General features: G+C 62.3%; 15 protein-coding genes and 1 pseudogene. 9 read left to right on the forward strand and 7 right to left on the reverse strand.

Annotated features, from left to right (window positions below; translation table 11 throughout):
- Window positions 1-2 precede the first annotated feature (2 nt).
- The 3 genes from J2Y48_RS17160 to J2Y48_RS17170 all read left to right on the forward strand — a co-directional run bounded on the left by J2Y48_RS17160 (window position 3) and on the right by J2Y48_RS17170 (window position 3,027).
- The gene (locus J2Y48_RS17160) at window positions 3-926 is read left to right on the forward strand and encodes a MurR/RpiR family transcriptional regulator (protein ID WP_310420410.1); all 924 of its coding nucleotides are present in this window, start codon (window positions 3-5) and stop codon (window positions 924-926) included.
- 31 nt (window positions 927-957) lie between these two features.
- Window positions 958-2,148 (forward strand): serine hydrolase, encoded by a 1,191-nt coding sequence (locus tag J2Y48_RS17165; protein ID WP_310420412.1) that lies wholly within the window; start codon window positions 958-960, stop codon window positions 2,146-2,148.
- Window positions 2,149-2,322: 174 nt separating this feature from the next.
- Window positions 2,323-3,027, forward strand: a complete 705-nt coding sequence (locus J2Y48_RS17170; protein WP_310420414.1) for a DUF2161 domain-containing phosphodiesterase — start codon at window positions 2,323-2,325, stop codon at window positions 3,025-3,027.
- A gap of 175 nt (window positions 3,028-3,202) precedes the next feature.
- Here J2Y48_RS17170 and J2Y48_RS17175 read toward each other — a convergent pair.
- Both J2Y48_RS17175 and J2Y48_RS17180 read right to left on the reverse strand, forming a co-directional pair.
- Window positions 3,203-3,472 (reverse strand): annotated as a pseudogene (locus tag J2Y48_RS17175) (aldo/keto reductase); the annotation flags it as partial.
- 207 nt (window positions 3,473-3,679) lie between these two features.
- Window positions 3,680-4,210: a single-stranded DNA-binding protein gene (locus tag J2Y48_RS17180; protein ID WP_310420416.1), complete on the reverse strand. Its 531-nt coding sequence runs from the start codon at window positions 4,208-4,210 to the stop codon at window positions 3,680-3,682.
- 305 nt (window positions 4,211-4,515) lie between these two features.
- Between J2Y48_RS17180 and uvrA the strand changes: the two genes are divergently transcribed.
- Genes uvrA through J2Y48_RS17195 form a run of 3 tightly spaced genes read left to right on the forward strand, consistent with a single transcriptional unit; the run spans window position 4,516 to window position 8,913 of the window.
- Complete coding sequence (gene uvrA, locus J2Y48_RS17185) at window positions 4,516-7,434, forward strand: excinuclease ABC subunit UvrA (protein ID WP_310420418.1); 2,919 nt, start codon at window positions 4,516-4,518, stop codon at window positions 7,432-7,434.
- A 5-nt stretch (window positions 7,435-7,439) separates the two neighbouring features.
- On the forward strand, window positions 7,440-8,063 hold the full coding sequence (locus J2Y48_RS17190; protein WP_310420420.1) for a glutathione S-transferase family protein: 624 nt from the start codon (window positions 7,440-7,442) through the stop codon (window positions 8,061-8,063).
- A 37-nt stretch (window positions 8,064-8,100) separates the two neighbouring features.
- The gene (locus tag J2Y48_RS17195) at window positions 8,101-8,913 is read left to right on the forward strand and encodes a DUF72 domain-containing protein (protein WP_310420422.1); all 813 of its coding nucleotides are present in this window, start codon (window positions 8,101-8,103) and stop codon (window positions 8,911-8,913) included.
- Window positions 8,914-8,928: 15 nt separating this feature from the next.
- On the opposite strand, the gene J2Y48_RS17200 is transcribed toward J2Y48_RS17195, so the two are convergent.
- Both J2Y48_RS17200 and J2Y48_RS17205 read right to left on the reverse strand, forming a co-directional pair.
- Window positions 8,929-9,822 carry an EamA family transporter gene (locus J2Y48_RS17200; protein WP_310420424.1) on the reverse strand — a complete coding sequence of 298 codons (894 nt, stop codon included), beginning with the start codon at window positions 9,820-9,822 and terminating at the stop codon, window positions 8,929-8,931.
- A 62-nt stretch (window positions 9,823-9,884) separates the two neighbouring features.
- A complete protein-coding gene (locus J2Y48_RS17205; RefSeq protein WP_310420426.1) occupies window positions 9,885-11,366 on the reverse strand; it encodes an NAD(P)H-hydrate dehydratase in 1,482 nt (493 codons plus the stop codon).
- 364 nt (window positions 11,367-11,730) lie between these two features.
- Here J2Y48_RS17205 and J2Y48_RS17210 point away from each other — a divergent pair, with 364 nt between their 5' ends.
- Both J2Y48_RS17210 and glnA read left to right on the forward strand, forming a co-directional pair.
- On the forward strand, window positions 11,731-12,069 hold the full coding sequence (locus J2Y48_RS17210; protein WP_310420428.1) for a P-II family nitrogen regulator: 339 nt from the start codon (window positions 11,731-11,733) through the stop codon (window positions 12,067-12,069).
- Window positions 12,070-12,137: 68 nt separating this feature from the next.
- Window positions 12,138-13,547: a type I glutamate--ammonia ligase gene (gene glnA / locus J2Y48_RS17215; RefSeq protein WP_310420429.1), complete on the forward strand. Its 1,410-nt coding sequence runs from the start codon at window positions 12,138-12,140 to the stop codon at window positions 13,545-13,547.
- Between the two features lie 226 nt (window positions 13,548-13,773).
- On the opposite strand, the gene J2Y48_RS17220 is transcribed toward glnA, so the two are convergent.
- The 3 genes from J2Y48_RS17220 to metG are packed head-to-tail and all read right to left on the reverse strand — an operon-like array spanning window position 13,774 to window position 16,981.
- A complete protein-coding gene (locus tag J2Y48_RS17220) occupies window positions 13,774-14,622 on the reverse strand; it encodes an MBL fold metallo-hydrolase (protein WP_310420431.1) in 849 nt (282 codons plus the stop codon).
- Between the two features lie 4 nt (window positions 14,623-14,626).
- Window positions 14,627-15,406 carry a TatD family hydrolase gene (locus J2Y48_RS17225; RefSeq protein WP_310420433.1) on the reverse strand — a complete coding sequence of 260 codons (780 nt, stop codon included), beginning with the start codon at window positions 15,404-15,406 and terminating at the stop codon, window positions 14,627-14,629.
- Between the two features lie 24 nt (window positions 15,407-15,430).
- Window positions 15,431-16,981, reverse strand: coding sequence for a methionine--tRNA ligase (gene metG, locus J2Y48_RS17230; protein WP_310420435.1), 1,551 nt, complete (start codon window positions 16,979-16,981; stop codon window positions 15,431-15,433).
- Between the two features lie 222 nt (window positions 16,982-17,203).
- On the opposite strand from metG, the gene J2Y48_RS17235 reads away from it, so the two are divergent.
- The gene (locus J2Y48_RS17235; RefSeq protein ID WP_310420437.1) at window positions 17,204-18,004 is read left to right on the forward strand and encodes a sulfite exporter TauE/SafE family protein; all 801 of its coding nucleotides are present in this window, start codon (window positions 17,204-17,206) and stop codon (window positions 18,002-18,004) included.
- The last annotated feature ends 7 nt before the right edge of the window (window positions 18,005-18,011 follow it).

Consider the following 18,011-nt stretch of genomic DNA (forward strand, 5'->3'; position numbering starts at 1 on the left):
CAATGACAGATGCCGACAATGATAGCGCGACCGAAGGCCCTGGTGCGGAGAAGATCGACATCGAAACGATCCTTCGCACACGCATGACGGAATTTTCGCCTTCGGAACAGAGTCTGGCTGTCTACATGCTCGACAATATTCAGTTATTGCCCTTCGAGACGGGCAGCACCATCGCCCGTGCCGTCGGCGTGAGCGAGATGACGGTCACACGTTTCGTACGAGCGCTTGGCTTCGAAAATCTCCGCGACCTGAAAAATCGGATGCGCAGCTCCGTCGTCGAGAAAGAGGGCGATATCGACGACTACATGGCGCGCTTCCAGGTGCGAAACGTCCGCCAGCAGGAGCTTCAGGAGAGCCTTAAGCTCGAACTGGACGCGATCGTGAAGGCATATGGACTGACGGCGACGGAACAGTGGGACGAGGCTACAACGCTGCTTGCCAAGGCCCGCAACGTCTATGCCGTTGGATTTCAAGCCTCTAAAGGGCTGGCAATGGATTTTTCCAGCCGCCTGTTATGGGCACGCCCCAGCGTATTCTTCGTAGACAATACGACCGGCACCTTTGGCGAGGTGCTGTCCGCCGATCCAAAACAGAGCGTGGTCGTCCTGATCGATACTGCCGCCTATGCCGCCCGCGGCATAAAGCTGGCAGACCAGCTCAAGGCGCTTGAGATACCTCTAATCATTGTCACTGACCGCTACAGTCATTGGGGCTTCAACTACACGCCACTCGTCTTCGAGGGGCACACGCATGTGAAGACCTTCTGGGATTCCACAGCCAGCCTCGGCGTTATTCTCAACCTCATGATCGACTCGGTGGCGATAAAGCTGGGACCCAAGGCGAAGCGCAACTTCGCGACGATGAGCGAAATGGGCAATTTGTTCGGCGAGTTCGTTGGCGGCTCCTATTTGCGCCGCAAAGATTAGAACTCTCAAAGCATTGTGAAAGAAAGCCGAGATGAATTTTGAATCCGCGATGGCCTTCCGCACTCCGACCCAGCCAGGCGCTGCTCTTGTCCCACGAGCCGACTGGGATCGTGCACCGTGGAACCGCTGGACGTTTCAGAACGTCCGCTCGATGGTTCCCACAGCGCAGGTGTGGCGCGGCCAGGGCGAGCCGACAACGCTACCCAGCGCGCATCAGGATATTGATGAATTGGAGCTCAGGCTGGACGGCACAAGCCAAACGCTCGCGAGCTTTATGGAAGCGCAGTACACTGACGCACTTCTCGTTCTGCATCGCGGGAAAGTTGTAGCGGAGCGCTATCTCAACGGCATGACCGCCAGGACGCCGCACCTCTCGCAATCTGTAGCCAAATCCATCGTCGGAACAGTCGCTGGCATTCTGATTGAGCGCGGAGATCTGGATCCGGCTGCACCCCTCACGCAGTACCTTCCCGATCTCGAGATCACAGCATACCGGGGTACTGCCGTTCAACATGTTCTGGATATGACCAGTGGAGTGGTGTTCGACGAAACCTACACTGCGCTGGATTCACACATGGCGCAGTTGGACGTCGCCAGCGGCTGGAAGGGCGGACACCAGCCAAGCTGGCCGAAGACGGTTTGGGAGTTGATCCTGACCCTGAAGGACGCTGAATGCCCGCACGGGGCATCGTTTCGCTATCGCTCGATCGAAACGGACGTGCTTGCCTTCGCTCTCCAGGCGGTCAGCGGACTGACGCTGTCCGAACTCGTCAGCCGCGAACTGTGGTCGCCGATGGGCGCGGAGGAAGATGCCTACTTTACCGTCGATCCCGCTGGCTACGCCCTTGGCGACGGCGGATTTAACGCTACGTTGCGAGACTATGCGCGCTTCGCGTTGTTGCACCTCGGACAGGGTAGCATCGGCGGTCGCCAGGTTGTGCCTTCACGCTGGATCGAAGAAATTCGATACGGAAAGTCCAACCCGCTCGGAGACAATTACAGCGAGACGCTGCCCCGTGGAAGGTATCACAACCAATTCTGGATCGAGGACCAGGAGCGGCGCGCCTACATGGCGCGGGGGGTTTTCGGCCAACTGATCTACATCGATCCAGACAGCGAGTTCGCCACTGTTATCCTCTCAAGCTGGCCGGAGTTTCTCAGTGTGGAACGGACGCGGACAACGCTCGCCGCTGTCCACGCAATTCGCGACGCTCTGAGCTAGCCACCGACCCGCAAGATCATCCACGTTGACATGGCTGCCTTCTACGCATCCGGCAAACAGCGGGCAATGTCCGCTGTTGGCGCGTGCTGTATAGCTGCTCTGGTGACGCCCTGCGGTGACCCGCGTCGGCTAACAAGGTAGCTTGCGGAACGATTCTCTTTTCGGTCGGCAGCAATGGAAACGTCCCTTTATCTTCCCGTAAAAAGATTTCTCGAAGAGGCAGGTTACGTCGTCAAAGGCGAAGTTGGCGGCTGCGATGTTGTCGGCCTCAGCGAGAACGACCCGTCCGTCGTCGTGATCTGTGAACTGAAGCTGACCTTCAATCTGGAACTGATCCTGCAGGCCGTTGACCGGGCCGCCATTGCAGACGAGGTTTGGATCGCCGCCAGAGTTTCGGCCAAGGGCAGAGGACGGGAAGCCGACAGACGCTACCGCGATCTCTGCCGCCGGCTCGGCATTGGCATGCTCGGCGTTTCCGATGCCGGCGCCGTCAGCGTCATCGTTGGGTCGGTGACACCAATGCCGCGCACCAATCCGAAACGGCGTTCGAGGCTCGTGCGCGAGCACCAGAACCGACGCGGTGATCCCGCACTTGGCGGCAGCACGCGCGCACCAGTCATGACCGCCTATCGCCAGCAGGCACTTGGCTGTGCGGCAGCTCTGGTTGCCGGGCCGTTGCGTGTTCGCGATCTAAGAGCAGGCATACCGGAGGCAGGGAAGATCCTGCTTTCCAATGTATACGGCTGGTTTGAGCGGCTTGACAGGGGCGTCTACGGCGTTACGGACGCCGGTCGCGAAGCACTGGTCCGATGGCCGCAGTCGGACCCTATCAGCAAGCTCGACCGGAATGATGGACCGACACGATCCGCGGATGGTTAGACGTCCCTGCAGAACCAGCCGTTGCAACTCGGCAGCCGGTTCCGAACCAGCTAGCGGCCTGAGGAAGCCTCCCCATGTTCGATGAGAGCGCTGGAGTTCTGGTTAGATTCGTTCAGGAACGCTAACTTCCGCCAATGGTCGGAATAGCGGTGAAGGTGCAATTAGGCAGCTGCGATCACGGCACCGGCTTTCCGCTAGCTGTGGTGTAAAGTTCGAACCACGTCTGACGGTCTTTCCTCACCTTGGCCGCGTCGCCGATTTTTCTGATGCGGTCGAGATTGTTGGTGCCGAGCACCGGAAGGATGCGGGCCGGATGGGCCAGCAGCCAGGCAACCGCGACGCTCGTGATATCCACCTCTTGCTCGCGGGCGATGAAGAGCGAGCCGCCGCCGAGCGGTGACCAGGCCATCGGTAGCAGATTGCGCTCCTGTAGGAGCGCAAGGTCAGCCTCGCACTTCCCGCTGGATTGATCGCGAGCGCAGACGACGAAAGAGCCAGACGCCGTGACGCTCGAACAGTTTCGTCTTCCAGCGCCATGAACTCCGCTCCCACCGGAAAATCACTGACCGGCAGAAAACGGAGTTTCAACTAGAAAGATGTTTATTAACAAGGAGTTCAACGTCATAGTTTACGAAACGTCTCCCACTCCTCTCTAGAACGGGATATCGTCGTCCATGTCGCGCGAGAAGTTCGACGATGCGCCGCCGCGGCTTGCGCCACCCGACGACGACGGCTGCGAGCCGTAGTCGTCATAGCTTGGTGCGCCGCCGCCATAGTTGCCGGCGCCGCCGAAGTCGGAGCCACCGCCACGACGGTCACCGCCACCCTCGCCGCGTCCGTCGAGCATCGTCAGGGTCGAGTTGAAGCCCTGCAGCACCACTTCCGTCGAATAGCGGTCGTTGCCGTTCTGGTCCTGCCACTTGCGGGTCTGCAGCGCGCCTTCGATGTAGAGCTTGGCGCCCTTCTTCACATATTGCTCGACGACCTTACACAGCCCCTCGTTGAAGACGACGACGGTGTGCCATTCGGTCTTCTCGCGGCGCTCGCCGGAATTGCGGTCGCGCCAGCTCTCCGAGGTCGCGATGCGCAGGTTTGCGATCGGGCGCCCGTCCTGAGTGCGACGGATTTCCGGGTCCGCGCCGACGTTCCCGATCAGGATTACCTTGTTGACGCTGCCTGCCATCCGTTCAGTCCTTGTTGTCGCGCCGGGCATATGCCGGCTGTAAATTCGATCCGCTATCTTAACGGCGACGCGCCCGGCGCGCCGCCCCGTGCGCCAGATAATCCACAGATCAAATTCGCGTGCATTTCGTTCTTTTTTTGTTCTACAAAATCCCTACTATCTTGTCAACCGAATCGGAAAGAGGCAGGGTTTTGGTCGCAACGCGCATGGACAGGCCGGTTGCGGTTCCTACATAGGGTGCGCTACCGAAGAGCCACTTCATTCGAGATCGACAATCACCGACCTGACATCTGGCGCTGGACATCATGAGCGAACTCAAGACCATTTCCATTCGCGGCGCGCGCGAGCACAATCTCAAGGGCATCGACCTCGATCTGCCGCGCAACAAGCTGATCGTCATGACCGGGCTTTCGGGCTCTGGCAAGTCGTCGCTCGCCTTCGACACGATCTATGCGGAGGGTCAGCGCCGCTACGTCGAGAGTCTGTCGGCCTATGCGCGCCAGTTCCTGGAGATGATGCAGAAACCGGACGTCGACCAGATCGACGGGCTGTCGCCGGCAATTTCGATCGAGCAGAAGACAACCTCGAAGAACCCGCGCTCGACGGTGGGGACGGTCACCGAGATCTACGACTACATGCGGTTGCTGTTTGCGCGTGTCGGCGTGCCCTATTCGCCGGCGACGGGCCTGCCGATCGAGAGCCAGACGGTCAGCCAGATGGTCGACAGGGTGATCGATTTCGGCGAAGGAACGCGTCTCTATATCCTGGCGCCGATCGTGCGCGGCCGGAAGGGCGAGTACAAGAAGGAACTCGCCGAGCTGATGAAGAAGGGCTTTCAGCGCGTCAAGGTGGATGGCCAGTTCTACGAGATCGCCGACGTCCCGGCGCTCGACAAGAAGTACAAGCATGACATCGACGTCGTCGTCGACCGCGTCGTCGTGCGCCCGGATCTCGCCGCCCGCCTCGCCGACAGTCTCGAGACCTGCCTGACGCTCGCCGACGGGCTGGCGATCGCCGAGTTCGCCGACAAGCCGCTGCCGGTCGAGGACACGGCGGCCGGCGGTGCGGCCAACAAGTCGCTGAACGAGACGCATGAACGGGTGCTGTTCTCGGAGAAATTCGCCTGCCCGGTCTCCGGCTTCACCATTCCCGAGATCGAGCCGCGGCTGTTTTCGTTCAACAATCCGTTCGGCGCCTGCCCGACCTGCGACGGCCTCGGCAGCCAGCAGAAGATCGACCCGGACCTGATCGTACCCGAGCCGCAGCGGACGCTGCGCGATGGGGCAATCGCCCCGTGGGCCAAGTCGTCCTCGCCCTATTACAACCAGACGCTCGAGGCGCTGGGCGCGGCTTATGGCTTCAAGCTGTCCAACCGCTGGTCGGACCTTTCCGAAAAAGGCCAGAAGGCGATCCTCTACGGAACCGACGAGAAGATCGAGTTCCACTACCAGGACGGCGCGCGGTCCTACAAGACGACGAAGAGCTTCGAGGGCATCGTCCCGAACCTCGAGCGGCGCTGGAAGGAGACGGATTCGGCCTGGGCGCGCGAGGAGATCGAGCGTTACATGTCCGCCGCCCGCTGCCCGGCCTGCGACGGGTTTCGCCTGAAGCCGGAGGCGCTCGCCGTCAAGATCGACAAGCTGCACATCGGTCAGGTCACGGACATGTCGATCCGCGTCGCCCGCGACTGGTTCGACACGCTGCCCGCCCACATGAACGCCAAGCAGAACGAGATTGCCGTCCGCATCCTCAAGGAGATCCGCGAGCGCCTGCGCTTCCTGAACGACGTCGGCCTCGAGTATCTCAGCCTGTCGCGCAATTCCGGCACGCTTTCGGGCGGCGAGAGCCAGCGCATCCGCCTCGCCTCGCAGATCGGCTCGGGCCTGACCGGCGTGCTCTACGTGCTGGACGAGCCGTCGATCGGTCTGCACCAGCGCGACAATGCCCGCCTGCTCGACACGCTGCGGCACCTGCGCGACATCGGCAACACGGTGATCGTCGTCGAGCACGACGAGGACGCGATCCTGACGGCGGACTATGTCGTCGACATCGGCCCTGCCGCCGGCATCCATGGCGGCGAGGTGATCGCGCAGGGAACGCCGGCCGACATCATGGCAAACGCGAAATCGCTGACGGGCAAGTATCTATCGGGTGAGCTTGCGGTCGCGGTTCCCGCCGAGCGCCGCAAACCGAAAAAGAAGAAGGAAATCACCGTCGTCGGTGCCCGGGCGAACAATCTGAAGAACGTCACCGCTTCCATCCCGCTCGGCGTTTTCACCGCCGTCACCGGGGTCTCGGGCGGCGGCAAGTCGACCTTCCTGATCGAGACGCTCTACAAGTCGGCGGCGCGCCGGATCATGGGTGCGCGCGAGATCGCGGCCGAGCATGATCGGATCGACGGCTTCGAGTACATCGACAAGGTCATCGACATCGACCAATCGCCGATCGGCCGCACGCCGCGCTCGAATCCGGCGACCTATACCGGCGCCTTCACGCCGATCCGCGACTGGTTCGCGGGCCTGCCGGAGGCAAAGGCGCGCGGCTACCAGCCCGGCCGGTTCTCCTTCAACGTCAAGGGCGGGCGCTGCGAAGCCTGCCAGGGCGACGGCGTCATCAAGATCGAGATGCACTTCCTGCCGGACGTCTACGTCACCTGTGACGTTTGCCACGGCAAGCGCTACAACCGCGAAACGCTCGATGTGCACTTCAAGGGCAAGTCGATCGCCGACGTGCTCGACATGACGGTGGAGGAAGGCGTCGAGTTCTTCGCCGCCGTCCCTGCCGTGCGCGACAAGCTGGTGACGCTGAACCAAGTCGGCCTCGGCTATATCAAGGTCGGCCAGCAGGCAAATACCCTGTCGGGTGGCGAGGCGCAGCGCGTCAAGCTCGCTAAGGAGCTCTCCAAGCGCTCGACCGGCCGCACGCTCTATATCCTCGACGAGCCCACGACCGGCTTGCATTTCCACGACGTAGCGAAGCTTCTTGAAGTTCTGCATGAACTGGTGAACCAGGGCAACTCGGTGGTCGTGATCGAGCATAACCTGGAGGTCATCAAGACCGCCGACTGGATCATCGACTTCGGTCCGGAGGGCGGCGACGGCGGCGGCGAGGTGATCGCCCAGGGCACGCCGGAGGACGTGGTCAAGGTCGAGCGTTCGTACACGGGCCAGTTCCTCAAGGAACTGCTCGAGCGCCGGCCGATGCGCAAGGCGGCGGCGGAGTAGGCTCTATGATCCTGATCGGCCAGTACGACTCCTCCTATGTCCGCCGCGTCGCGATCGCCTTGCGACTCTACGAACTGCCGTTCGAACATCGCCCCTGGTCGGTGTTCAGCGACGGCGAGAAGGTGCAGGCGCTCAATCCGCTGATGCGGGTGCCGACGCTGGTGCTGGACGACGGCGACATCGCGGCCGACAGCAATTCCATCCTCGATTACCTGGACGGCCTTGTGCCGGTGGAAAGGCGCCTGCTGCCGCAGCCCGAGCCAGAGCGCCGGCAGGCGCTGAGGGTCATGACGTTCGCCACCGGCCTTGCCGACAAGGGCGTCAGCCTCTTCTACGAATTGCGCCTGCACGAAGCGCCGTCCGCCTATTTCGTCGAGCGCTGCCGCGCGCAGATCGCCGCTGTGCTTGCCAGCCTGGATGCGGAACGTGCCGAGCGGCTCGGGAAATACTGGTTCGACCGGATCACGCACGCCGACATCGCGGTCGCCTGTGCCTGGCGGCATGTCAGCGAGGCGCATCCGGGCCTCGTCGATCCGGTCACCTATCCGGCCCTCGCCGCACATTGCGCGAGCATGGAGGCCCTGCCGGTGTTCCAGGAAATTTCGCAGCCCTTCATCGCGCCCGCTTGAGAGGCGTCGCAACCCTGTCCGTCGAGGAGCACAGTCCATGAGCACATCCGGAACCATCCGCACCGGCATCGGCGGCTGGACCTTCGAGCCCTGGGAGGGCACGTTCTATCCGGACAAGCTCTCGAAGAAACGCCAGCTTGAATTCGCCAGCCGCGAATTGACCGCAATCGAGGTCAACGGGACCTACTACAGCTCGCAGAAGCCGGAGACCTTTGCCAAGTGGGCCGCGGAAGTGCCCGAGGGGTTCGTTTTCTCGCTCAAGGCAAGCCGTTTCACGACTAACCGCAAGGTGCTGGCCGAAGCGGGCGAGTCCATCGAGCGCTTCCTGACGCAGGGCCTGACCGAGCTCGGCCCGCATCTCGGTCCGATCCTCTGGCAGTTCGCGCCGACCAAGAAATACGATCCGGAGGATTTTGCGGCGTTCCTGAAACTCCTGCCGGAAAAGCGGGACGGCTTGCCGTTGCGGCACGCGCTGGAGGTGCGCAACGATTCGTTCCGGGTACCAGAGTTCGCCGAGCTGGCGCGCAAACACAAGGCCGCCATCGTCTACGCCCATCATGACGACTATCCCGAAATCGCCGACGTCACCGCCGACTTCGTCTACGCGCGGCTGCAGCGCGGCTCGGACGACGTGCCGACCTGCTATCCGCCAAAGGCGCTCGACGAATGGGCCGATCGCCTGAAGGAATGGGCCGAGGGCGGCCAGCCTGACGACCTGCCCGTGGTCGATCCGGCGCAACAGCCAGCCAAGGTAAAGCGCGACGTCTTCGCCTTCTTCATCACGTCGGGCAAGGTCAATGCGCCGAACGGCGCCCGCGAACTGCAGAAGCGGGTCCAGCCACGGACGTAGAGAGGCCGCGAAAGCCTATGAAGTCGCAGACGCGGGACGGCGGATACGGTCGACGAGGCGTGGACCGAGCGCGGTGAGAACAAGCCCGCAAACGACCAAGGCCGCGCCTGCCAGCCGGTCGGGGCCGAAGCTCTCACCCAGCACCAGCGCCGACGAACTCATGCCAAACACGGGCACGAGCAGGGAAAACGGCGCGACGGTCGAAACGCCGAGCTTGCGGATCATGTAGCCCCAGACGCCGAAGCCGAAGACCGTCGCGATGTAGGCGATATAGGCAACGGCGCCCAGACCCTCCCATGACAATGCCTGAAGTGCCGCGAGGTCGCGCTCCAGGCCCTCGGTCGCCAGCGAGATGACCGCAAGCGGGATCGGCGGCACCAGACTGACCCAGACCATCAGCGCCAGCATGTCGACGTTGCCGATCCTTTTCATGAGCATGTTGGAGAAGGCCCAGGCGAGGCCTGCGGCAAGCACCAGGACCAGGCCGGTATAGGTGAAACCCGCGTCCACCGTGGTCGAGATCACCACCATGCCGGCAAAGGCGACGCCAATGCCGGCGAGTTGGACCGGTCGCGATCGCTCACCGTAGATCGTGGCCGCCAGCATGATCGTGAAGAACGCCTGCGACTGCAGAAGAAGCGAGGCCAGGCCCGCCGACAATCCAACGTCCATGCCGATGAAGAGGAAACTGAACTTCACCACGCCGAGCACCAAGCCGATGCCGAGGATGAGCTGCCACGGCACCGCCGGTCGCGGCAGGAAGAAAACGAGCGGGAGGGCGGCAAAGAGGAACCGCAGCGCCGAAAAGAGGATCGGTGGGAAATTGGCGATCCCGATCTTGATGACGACGAAGTTGAAGCCCCAGGCGGCCGCGACGAGGACTAAGAGAGCTATATCAATCAGGCCCATGGATCCGGATTCCACACACGCTTCGTTTCGCACAGCTTATCGGCCGGCGGTCCGCAGCCAAGTCATTTGATTTGATCGAAGCCATTCAGGACGTTGATGAGATCCTCGGCGGTCAATCCGCCCCCTGCACGCCGGCCCGCTTCGCCGTGGCGCCAGACCGCGGCCGCCGCCGCCTCAAAGGCGGGCATGCCCTGGGCGAGGTGCGCACCGATGATGCCCGACAGCACGTCGCCTGACCCGGCGGTCGCCAGCCAGGGCGGCGCATTTGCATTGATGAGGGCACGACCGTCGGGGGCGGCAATCACGGTATCGGCTCCCTTCAAGACGATCACGGCATTGCTGCGCTTGGCCGCTTGTCTCGCCCTGTCCACCTTCGACAAGCCGGCATCGTCAGCAATGTCGGCAAAGACGCGCGCGAACTCGCCGTCGTGCGGCGTCAGGACGAGGTGGGTCGGCCCATCCGCGAACGCACCGAAAAGCTCCTGCGGCTTGTCGCGAAAGGCGGTGATGCCGTCGGCATCCAGCACCAGCGGCCGGTCACGAAGCGCCATGGCATAGTCCCGCGCCCGTGCGAAGTCGCCGAAACCCGGGCCGAGAACGAAGGCCGAAAACCGCGGGTCGGCGACGAGGGCTCTCAATGCGGCGACGTTGTCGATCTGCCGAAGCATGACCGCAGTCAGGTGGGTCGCATTCTCTTCCGCAGCTTCGGCCGGCGTCAGGAGCGTCACCAGCCCTGCCCCGGCCTTCAGCCCGGCGCCGGCGGACAGACGCGCAGCGCCGGTCGCAAGCCGCCCTCCGGAAAACACTGCCAGGTGTCCATGTCCGTATTTATGCGCCCCCGCCCCGGCGCGCGGCAGGCTCATGCGCCAGATGCCCGGTTCGTTGACGCGCAGGTGGTGGGACGCGGCTACGACAATCCGACCGGGGATGCCGATATCGAAGACTTCCGTTTCGCCGCACAGGCTCCGACCCGGCATGAGCAGATGGCCTGGCTTTCGGCACATGAAGGTGATCGTATGGCTCGCCTGCAGGGCCGCGCCCCGCACGCGACCGGTACGGCCATCGACGCCGCTGGGAAGATCGATCGCCACGACCGGGAGTGCCAGCCCGTTTACGCGCTCGATCACCGCACTGACTTCACCATCGAGGTCGCGCGAAAGTCCGGCGCCGAACAGGGCATCGATCACGACATCTCCGACCGTCGGACAATATCCCTGAAGCGGCCGAACGGAAGCGCAATAACGCTTTCGCGCCTTGCCAGCATCCCCTTGGGCAGGCGCCGGTCCGAAAGCGAAAATCTCGACGGGACAGCCGGACTTGGCGAGCGCGCGCGCGGCCACATAGCCGTCACCACCGTTGTTGCCCGGTCCGGCGAGAACCACGAAGCGCAACGCCCCGGGATAGTGCCGCAGGGCTGCGGCAGCCACCGCCTGCCCAGCACGCTCCATCAGCGCAAAACTGTCTATGCCGCTGTATGCCGCCTCCCGGTCGATGCCCGCCATTTCCGCAGGAGTGACGACGAGTGTTTCAAGGTCGATGTGCATGCGCCGACAATGCCCGCAAATCGTCAACGGCGCCACCGCAATATCGGCGGGCAAATGCGCAAATAATAGGCATCTGCATGATAGGGGTGCTCAAAATGGCAGCGACCGGGTGGAGCAAGTAATGGCCGGCTGTCCGATCAGCCTCATTCCGCATGCAAAGGGCACAATTTCAGGCAGGAGAACAGCACAATGGACACCGCGACAGGCGCCCCTAAATCCGGCGACATCGCGCGGCCATAAACTCCCACTAACGATTTATTTGTAGAAATTTGCGCAGCAAGTGCGGAACTGGCACACAACCTGCATTGAACTGGGCAGCGGGACCATGCCCCTGCCAACGGGAGAAGCGGAGAGACACTCTTTCATGAAAAAGATCGAAGCGATCATCAAACCTTTCAAGCTGGACGAAGTGAAGGAGGCCCTTCAGGAAGTCGGCCTGCAGGGCATCACCGTCACGGAAGCGAAGGGCTTCGGGCGCCAGAAGGGCCACACAGAGCTCTATCGTGGCGCCGAATACGTGGTCGATTTTCTGCCGAAGGTTAAGGTCGAAGTCGTTCTGGCGGACGAGAATGTCGAAGCTGTCATCGAAGCGATCCGCAATGCCGCCCAGACCGGCCGGATTGGCGACGGCAAGATCTTCGTTTCCAACATTGAAGAAGTTATCCGCATCCGTACCGGCGAAACCGGTATCGATGCCATCTGACCCTCCATCATCCGGCCGTTCGGCCCGGGTTTTCTTACCTCGTCATCTCACACAGGGACTTTCAAAAAATGACGACTGCCAATGATATCCTCAAGCAAATCAAGGAAAACGACGTAAAGTTCGTGGACCTGCGCTTTACCGACGTGAAGGGCAAGCTGCAGCACGTGACGATGGACGTTGGCTGTGTCGACGAGGACATGTTCGCCGATGGCGTGATGTTCGACGGTTCCTCGATCGGCGGCTGGAAGGCCATCAACGAGTCGGACATGGTGTTGATGCCGGACCCGGTAACAGCTCACATGGACCCGTTCTTCGCGCAGTCCACCATGGTGATCGTCTGCGACATCCTCGACCCGGTCTCCGGCGAAGCCTATAACCGCGATCCGCGCGGCATCGCCAAGAAGGCCGAGGCCTATCTCAAGGCATCGGGCATCGGCGATACCGTGTTCGTCGGTCCGGAGCCGGAGTTCTTCGTGTTCGACGACGTCAAGTACAAGGCCGATCCCTACAACACCGGCTTCAAGCTCGATAGCTCCGAACTCCCCTCCAACGACGACACCGACTACGAGACCGGCAACCTTGGCCACCGGCCGCGCGTGAAGGGCGGCTATTTCCCGGTCCCGCCGGTCGACAGCTGCCAGGACATGCGCTCGGAGATGCTGACGGTCATGGCCGAGATGGGCGTGGTCGTCGAGAAGCAGCACCATGAAGTGGCCGCTGCCCAGCACGAACTCGGCGTCAAGTTCGACACGCTCGTTCGCAGCGCCGACAAGGTGCAGATCTACAAATACGTCGTCCACCAGGTCGCCAACGCCTACGGCAAGACGGCCACCTTCATGCCGAAGCCGATCTTCGGCGACAACGGCTCGGGCATGCACGTGCACCTGTCGATCTGGCGGGACAGCAAGCCGACCTTCGCCGGCGACGAGTATGCCGGCCTCTCGGAATCCTGCCTCTACTTCATCGGCGGCATCATCAAGCATGCCAAGGCCATCAACGCCTTCACCAACCCGACGACGAATTCCTACAAGCGTCTCGTCCCGGGCTACGAAGCGCCGGTCCTGCTCGCCTACTCGGCTCGCAACCGCTCGGCTTCGTGCCGCATTCCGTTCGGCACCGGTCCGAAGTCCAAGCGGGTCGAGGTCCGCTTCCCCGACCCGCTCGGCAACCCCTATCTCAGCTTCGCCGCCATGCTGATGGCCGGCCTCGACGGCATCAAGAACAAGATCCATCCGGGCAAGGCCATGGACAAGGACCTCTACGACCTGCCGCCGAAGGAACTGAAGAAGATCCCGACGGTCTGCGGCAGCCTGCGCGAAGCACTGGAAAGCCTCGACAAGGACCGCAAGTTCCTGACGGCCGGCGGCGTCTTCGATGACGACCAGATCGACTCCTACATCGAACTGAAGATGGCGGAAGTCATGCGCTACGACATGACCCCGCACCCGGTCGAGTTCGACATGTACTACTCCGCTTGACGGATTGTTCCGCCCAAACCGGCGCGACCGTGCGATGAGAGCCCGGCAGCAATGCCGGGCTGGACGGCAACCCCCGGCGCAAATCCGGGGGTTTCTGTTTTCCTGGAGCTGAAAGAAGATTTTGGCGGGAACGGGCGCACCGCGCTCAAAGGCTGCAGTACACACTGAGATGCCCGCATCGTCGCTTTCCGGGTGAATTGACCCCCTGACCAGCTACGGGTCGGCGCTAAACCGCATAGGTCGCATCGAGCGAAATCACCTCGTCGGTGACGTCGAACTCCACGGCCATCTGGTCATAGGCGGGCTCGACGTGGTCCGGCGTCTCGGCCATCACCCGATCGTAGTCCAGCGGCGTATGCATGTGCGTCAGCACTGCGCGGTTCGGCGCCAGTCGATCGATCCATTCGAGAGCCTGCCCGAGCGAGAAATGGCTGGCATGCGTGCGGTATTGCAGCGCGTCGATGATCAAAAGGTCGAGACCCGTCAGCCGGCTGGCGGTGGCCGCCGGAAAGGCACTGACGTCGGTGCAGTAGGCGACATTGCCGGCGCGAAATGCAAGCGAGTGGATCGAACCATGGTCCTGCAGCAGGGGATCGAAACGCATGGCTCCCCCTGCTCCGCGGATCACCACGGGCATGTCGACCGACTCGATCAGGTGAGCCGTGACGATCGGCGGATAGAAGCTGCCCGGTGGGGTCTCCAGGCAATAGCCGAAACCCTCACGAATGCGAGCCATCGTCAGCGGATCGGCCCAGATCGGAATTTGCTTTCGGCTGTGCTGGACGAAGCCGCGGATGTCATCGATACCGTGGATGTGGTCGGCATGGGCATGGGTGTACAGCACCGCATCGATGCTCTTGACGCCCGCAGCGATCATCTGCTCGCGAAAGTCCGGCCCGGTGTCGATGACGACGGTCGTCCTGCCATCCGGCCCCATCTGCTCGACCAGCAAGGCTGTTCGCGTGCGACGGTTTTTTGGGTTGGCCGGATCACAATCGCCCCAATCGCCGGTGATCCGCGGCGTGCCGGGGGAAGAGCCACAGCCAAGAATGGTGAAGCGCCGGCGGTAGGACACGGTTTCAAACCCTCGGCATCTTGGAGAATATCCTGAAAGCGTTCTCCGTGGTGATCCTGGCGATTTCGGCATCGGTCATGCCAAGCGTCTCGGCGAGCGTCGACGCCGTGTGCGCGACATAAGCCGGCTCGTTGCGCTTGCCGCGGAAGGGCTTCGGCGCGAGATAGGGGGCGTCGGTCTCGACCAGCATCCGATCGACCGGGACCGTCTTTGCGATCTGACGCAGCTCTTCCGACTTCGGAAACGTCAGGATGCCGGAAAAGGAAACGTAGCCGCCGAGTTCGACGCCGACGCGTGCCAGCTCTGCTCCCGAGGAAAAGCAGTGCAGAAGGAACGGAAAGGCACCCTTTTGCGTCTCCTCGGTCAGGATCGCCGCCATGTCTTCGTCGGCCGAGCGGCTGTGGATGACCAGTGGCAGTCCGGTCAGGCGCGCCGCCGCGATGTGGTTGCGCAAGCCCTCCGCCTGAGCCTCCCGCGGCGCATTGTCATAGAAATAGTCGAGCCCGGCCTCGCCGATCGCAACCACCCGCGGATGCTCCGAAAGCCGGACAAGCTCATCGACGGTCACATCGAGTTCCTCGTCCGCATTGTGCGGATGCGTGCCGACGGAACAGAACACCGTCGGGTACCTTTCGGCGATCGCCAGGATGTCCGGAAATTTCTTCACCCGCGTCGAGATCGTGATCATCTGCCGGATGCCAGCGGCATGGGCGCGCCCGACGATCTCGTCGAGCTCGACCGCGAAGTCGGGGAAGTCGAGATGACAATGCGTGTCGATCAGCATCGATCCGTCCTCAGACCACTTTCCTCAAGCCTCTGGCGCGACATAGCGCGGGAACACCGGCGCCGGCGCTTCCAAAGGCGTGCCGCTGACCAGTCTGCCGGCTTCGCCGAGCGCTGCAAAATCGCGCTTGTCTGCTGGAGCAGCGACGAGATCCAAAAGCTTGGCCGCCGAAGCCGGCATAAAGGGCTGCAGCAGGATCGCAATCTGGCGGACAACTTCCGCCGTCACGTAGAGCACCGTACCCATCCGCTCCGGATCGGTCTTCTTCAGCGCCCACGGCGCCTCACCGGCGAAATAGCGGTCCGCCTCGGAGACGACGGCGATGATCGCGGTCAATGCCCGGTGGATCATCAGCTTGCCCATCTCGTCGCGCGTGATCGCGTGTAGCGCGTCCGCCGACGCCAGCATCGTCCGGTCGGCCTCGGTCAGCGGGCCGCAGGCCGGAATCTTGCCGTCGCAGTTCTTGACGATCATCGACAGCGAGCGGCTGGCAAGGTTGCCGATGCCGTTGGCAAGGTCGGAGTTGATGCGGGTGGCGATCCCCTCCTCGCTGTAGCTGCCGTCCTGGCCGAACGAGACCTCCCGCAGCAGGAAGTAGCGGACCTGGTCGAGGCCGAAATGCTCGACAAGGTTGGCCGGATCGACGACGTTGCCGATCGATTTCGACATCTTCTCGCCCTTGTTGAGCAGGAAGCCGTGGGCGAAGACGCGCTTGGGCAGCGGCAGGCCTGCCGACATCAGGAAGGCCGGCCAGTAGACGGCGTGGAAGCGGATGATGTCCTTGCCGATCATGTGAATGTCCGCCGGCCAGTATTTCGCGCGCGGACCGTTGGGGTCGGTCAGGTAGCCGGTGGCGGTGATGTAGTTGGTCAATGCGTCGACCCAGACATACATGACGTGGGCCGGATCGTTCGGGACCTTGATACCCCAATCGAAGGTCGTGCGCGAAACCGACAGGTCCTTGAGGCCGGATTTGACGAAGGAAACCACCTCGTTGCGCCGTTCGGCCGGGCCGACGAAATCAGGCTGCGTCTCATAGAGTTGCAGCAACTTGTCCTCGTAGTTCGACAGACGGAAGAAGTAGCTCTCTTCCTCGACCCATTCGACCGGCGTGCCCTGTGGGCCATAGCGTACGCCGTCATCGCGAAGTTCCGTCTCGCCTTCCTGGTAGTAGGCTTCGTCGCGCACCGAATACCAGCCGGAATAGCTATCCTTGTAGATGTCGCCGGCATCGGCCATGCGCTGCCAGATGATCCGGCTGGCCTCGTGATGCCGCTCCTCGGTTGTGCGGATGAAATCGTCGTTGGACGCATTCAGCAGCACGCCCATCTTCTGGAACTCCGCCGTGTTGCGGTCGGCGAGTTCCTGGGCACTCAGCCCTTCCTTGCGCGCGGTCTGCTGCATCTTCTGGCCATGCTCGTCGGTGCCGGTCAGAAAGAACACGTCCCGCCCGTCCAGCCGATAATAGCGCGCGACCGCATCCGTCGCGATCAGTTCATAGGCGTGACCAATGTGCGGCTTGCCGTTCGGATAGGCGATTGCGGTCGTGATGTAGAAGGGCGACGTGTCTCTCATGTCGAAGCTCGGCCTGTCTTTTCTCAATATGGTCGCAGCTATTAACCCATGCAGGCCGCAAGGGAAACAGCAAGTTTGCGCCCCTGCCGCCCCGCCACCTCCCATCTGTCGCTCGCTTGACACCGCACTTGGCCGACACTAACCATTCGCAACTTCAACCAGTTTCGCAGGGTGTGAGCCTTCGATCATGGTTCATCGCGCGAAACCGGAAGGAACCGCTGCTTGGATTTTTGGAGTTCGTTCAATCCGCTGTATTCCGTCTCCGGTTTCTTCGTCGGCATGCTCGTCGGCGTAACGGGCGTCGGCGGCGGCTCGCTGATGACGCCGCTCCTGGTCCTCCTGTTCGGGGTTCACCCGGTTACAGCCGTCGGCACCGACCTCCTCTATGCTGCCATCACGAAGACCGCCGGCACCGCGGTTCATGGTCGCAACAAAACGATTGATTGGCGGATCGTCGGAAGACTGGCCGCCGGTAGCCTGCCGGCGGCAGCGGTAACGCTGTGGTTCATCTCCGGCATGGACAGAGGCAGCATCTCCTCTGTCGCCGTCATCACGATCACGCTCGGCTACATGTTAATGCTGACCGCCTTGCTTTTGCTTTTCCGGCGGCGGATCACCGAAAAACTCCGCATTCTGGGCCGAAATCGGTCGCACGTCGCGCCGTCGACCATGGTGCTGCTGACGGTGCTGCTCGGACTGGTGATCGGCGTGCTCGTCACGCTGACGTCGGTCGGTGCCGGCGCGCTTGGCGTGACGGTCCTTCTGGCGCTTTATCCGAGCCTGCACGTACGCGAGATCGTCGGCTCGGACATTGTCCACGCGGTTCCGCTGACGCTTCTGGCGGGCATGGGTTATTGGATGATCGGCGAGGTCGACTGGCTGCTGTTGGGAACGCTGCTCATCGGCTCCATTCCCGGCATCATCATCGGCAGCCATTTTTCGCCGCGTCTGCCTGAACGTCTCATCAGCACGATGCTGGCGATCACGCTCGCCCTGGTGGGGTCAAAGCTCGTTTTTGCCTGAGCGAAAT

The sequence above is a fragment of the Mycoplana sp. BE70 genome (genome assembly GCF_031455855.1).
Classification (GTDB): Bacteria; Pseudomonadota; Alphaproteobacteria; order Rhizobiales; family Rhizobiaceae; genus Mycoplana.

Bases quoted from the DNA above. Each gene is read 5' to 3' on its own strand.
- J2Y48_RS17170 (WP_310420414.1), top strand. From the start codon at position 2,323: ATGGAAACGTCCCTTTATCTTCCCGTAAAAAGATTTCTCGAAGAGGCA.
- J2Y48_RS17205 (WP_310420426.1), bottom strand. From the start codon at position 11,366: ATGCACATCGACCTTGAAACACTCGTCGTCACTCCTGCGGAAATGGCG.
- J2Y48_RS17190 (WP_310420420.1), top strand. From the start codon at position 7,440: ATGATCCTGATCGGCCAGTACGACTCCTCCTATGTCCGCCGCGTCGCG.
- J2Y48_RS17180 (WP_310420416.1), bottom strand. From the start codon at position 4,210: ATGGCAGGCAGCGTCAACAAGGTAATCCTGATCGGGAACGTCGGCGCG.
- J2Y48_RS17165 (WP_310420412.1), top strand. From the start codon at position 958: ATGAATTTTGAATCCGCGATGGCCTTCCGCACTCCGACCCAGCCAGGC.
- J2Y48_RS17160 (WP_310420410.1), top strand. From the start codon at position 3: ATGACAGATGCCGACAATGATAGCGCGACCGAAGGCCCTGGTGCGGAG.
- J2Y48_RS17200 (WP_310420424.1), bottom strand. From the start codon at position 9,822: ATGGGCCTGATTGATATAGCTCTCTTAGTCCTCGTCGCGGCCGCCTGG.
- J2Y48_RS17195 (WP_310420422.1), top strand. From the start codon at position 8,101: ATGAGCACATCCGGAACCATCCGCACCGGCATCGGCGGCTGGACCTTC.
- J2Y48_RS17225 (WP_310420433.1), bottom strand. From the start codon at position 15,406: ATGCTGATCGACACGCATTGTCATCTCGACTTCCCCGACTTCGCGGTC.
- glnA (WP_310420429.1), top strand. From the start codon at position 12,138: ATGACGACTGCCAATGATATCCTCAAGCAAATCAAGGAAAACGACGTA.
- uvrA (WP_310420418.1), top strand. From the start codon at position 4,516: ATGAGCGAACTCAAGACCATTTCCATTCGCGGCGCGCGCGAGCACAAT.
- J2Y48_RS17210 (WP_310420428.1), top strand. From the start codon at position 11,731: ATGAAAAAGATCGAAGCGATCATCAAACCTTTCAAGCTGGACGAAGTG.
- metG (WP_310420435.1), bottom strand. From the start codon at position 16,981: ATGAGAGACACGTCGCCCTTCTACATCACGACCGCAATCGCCTATCCG.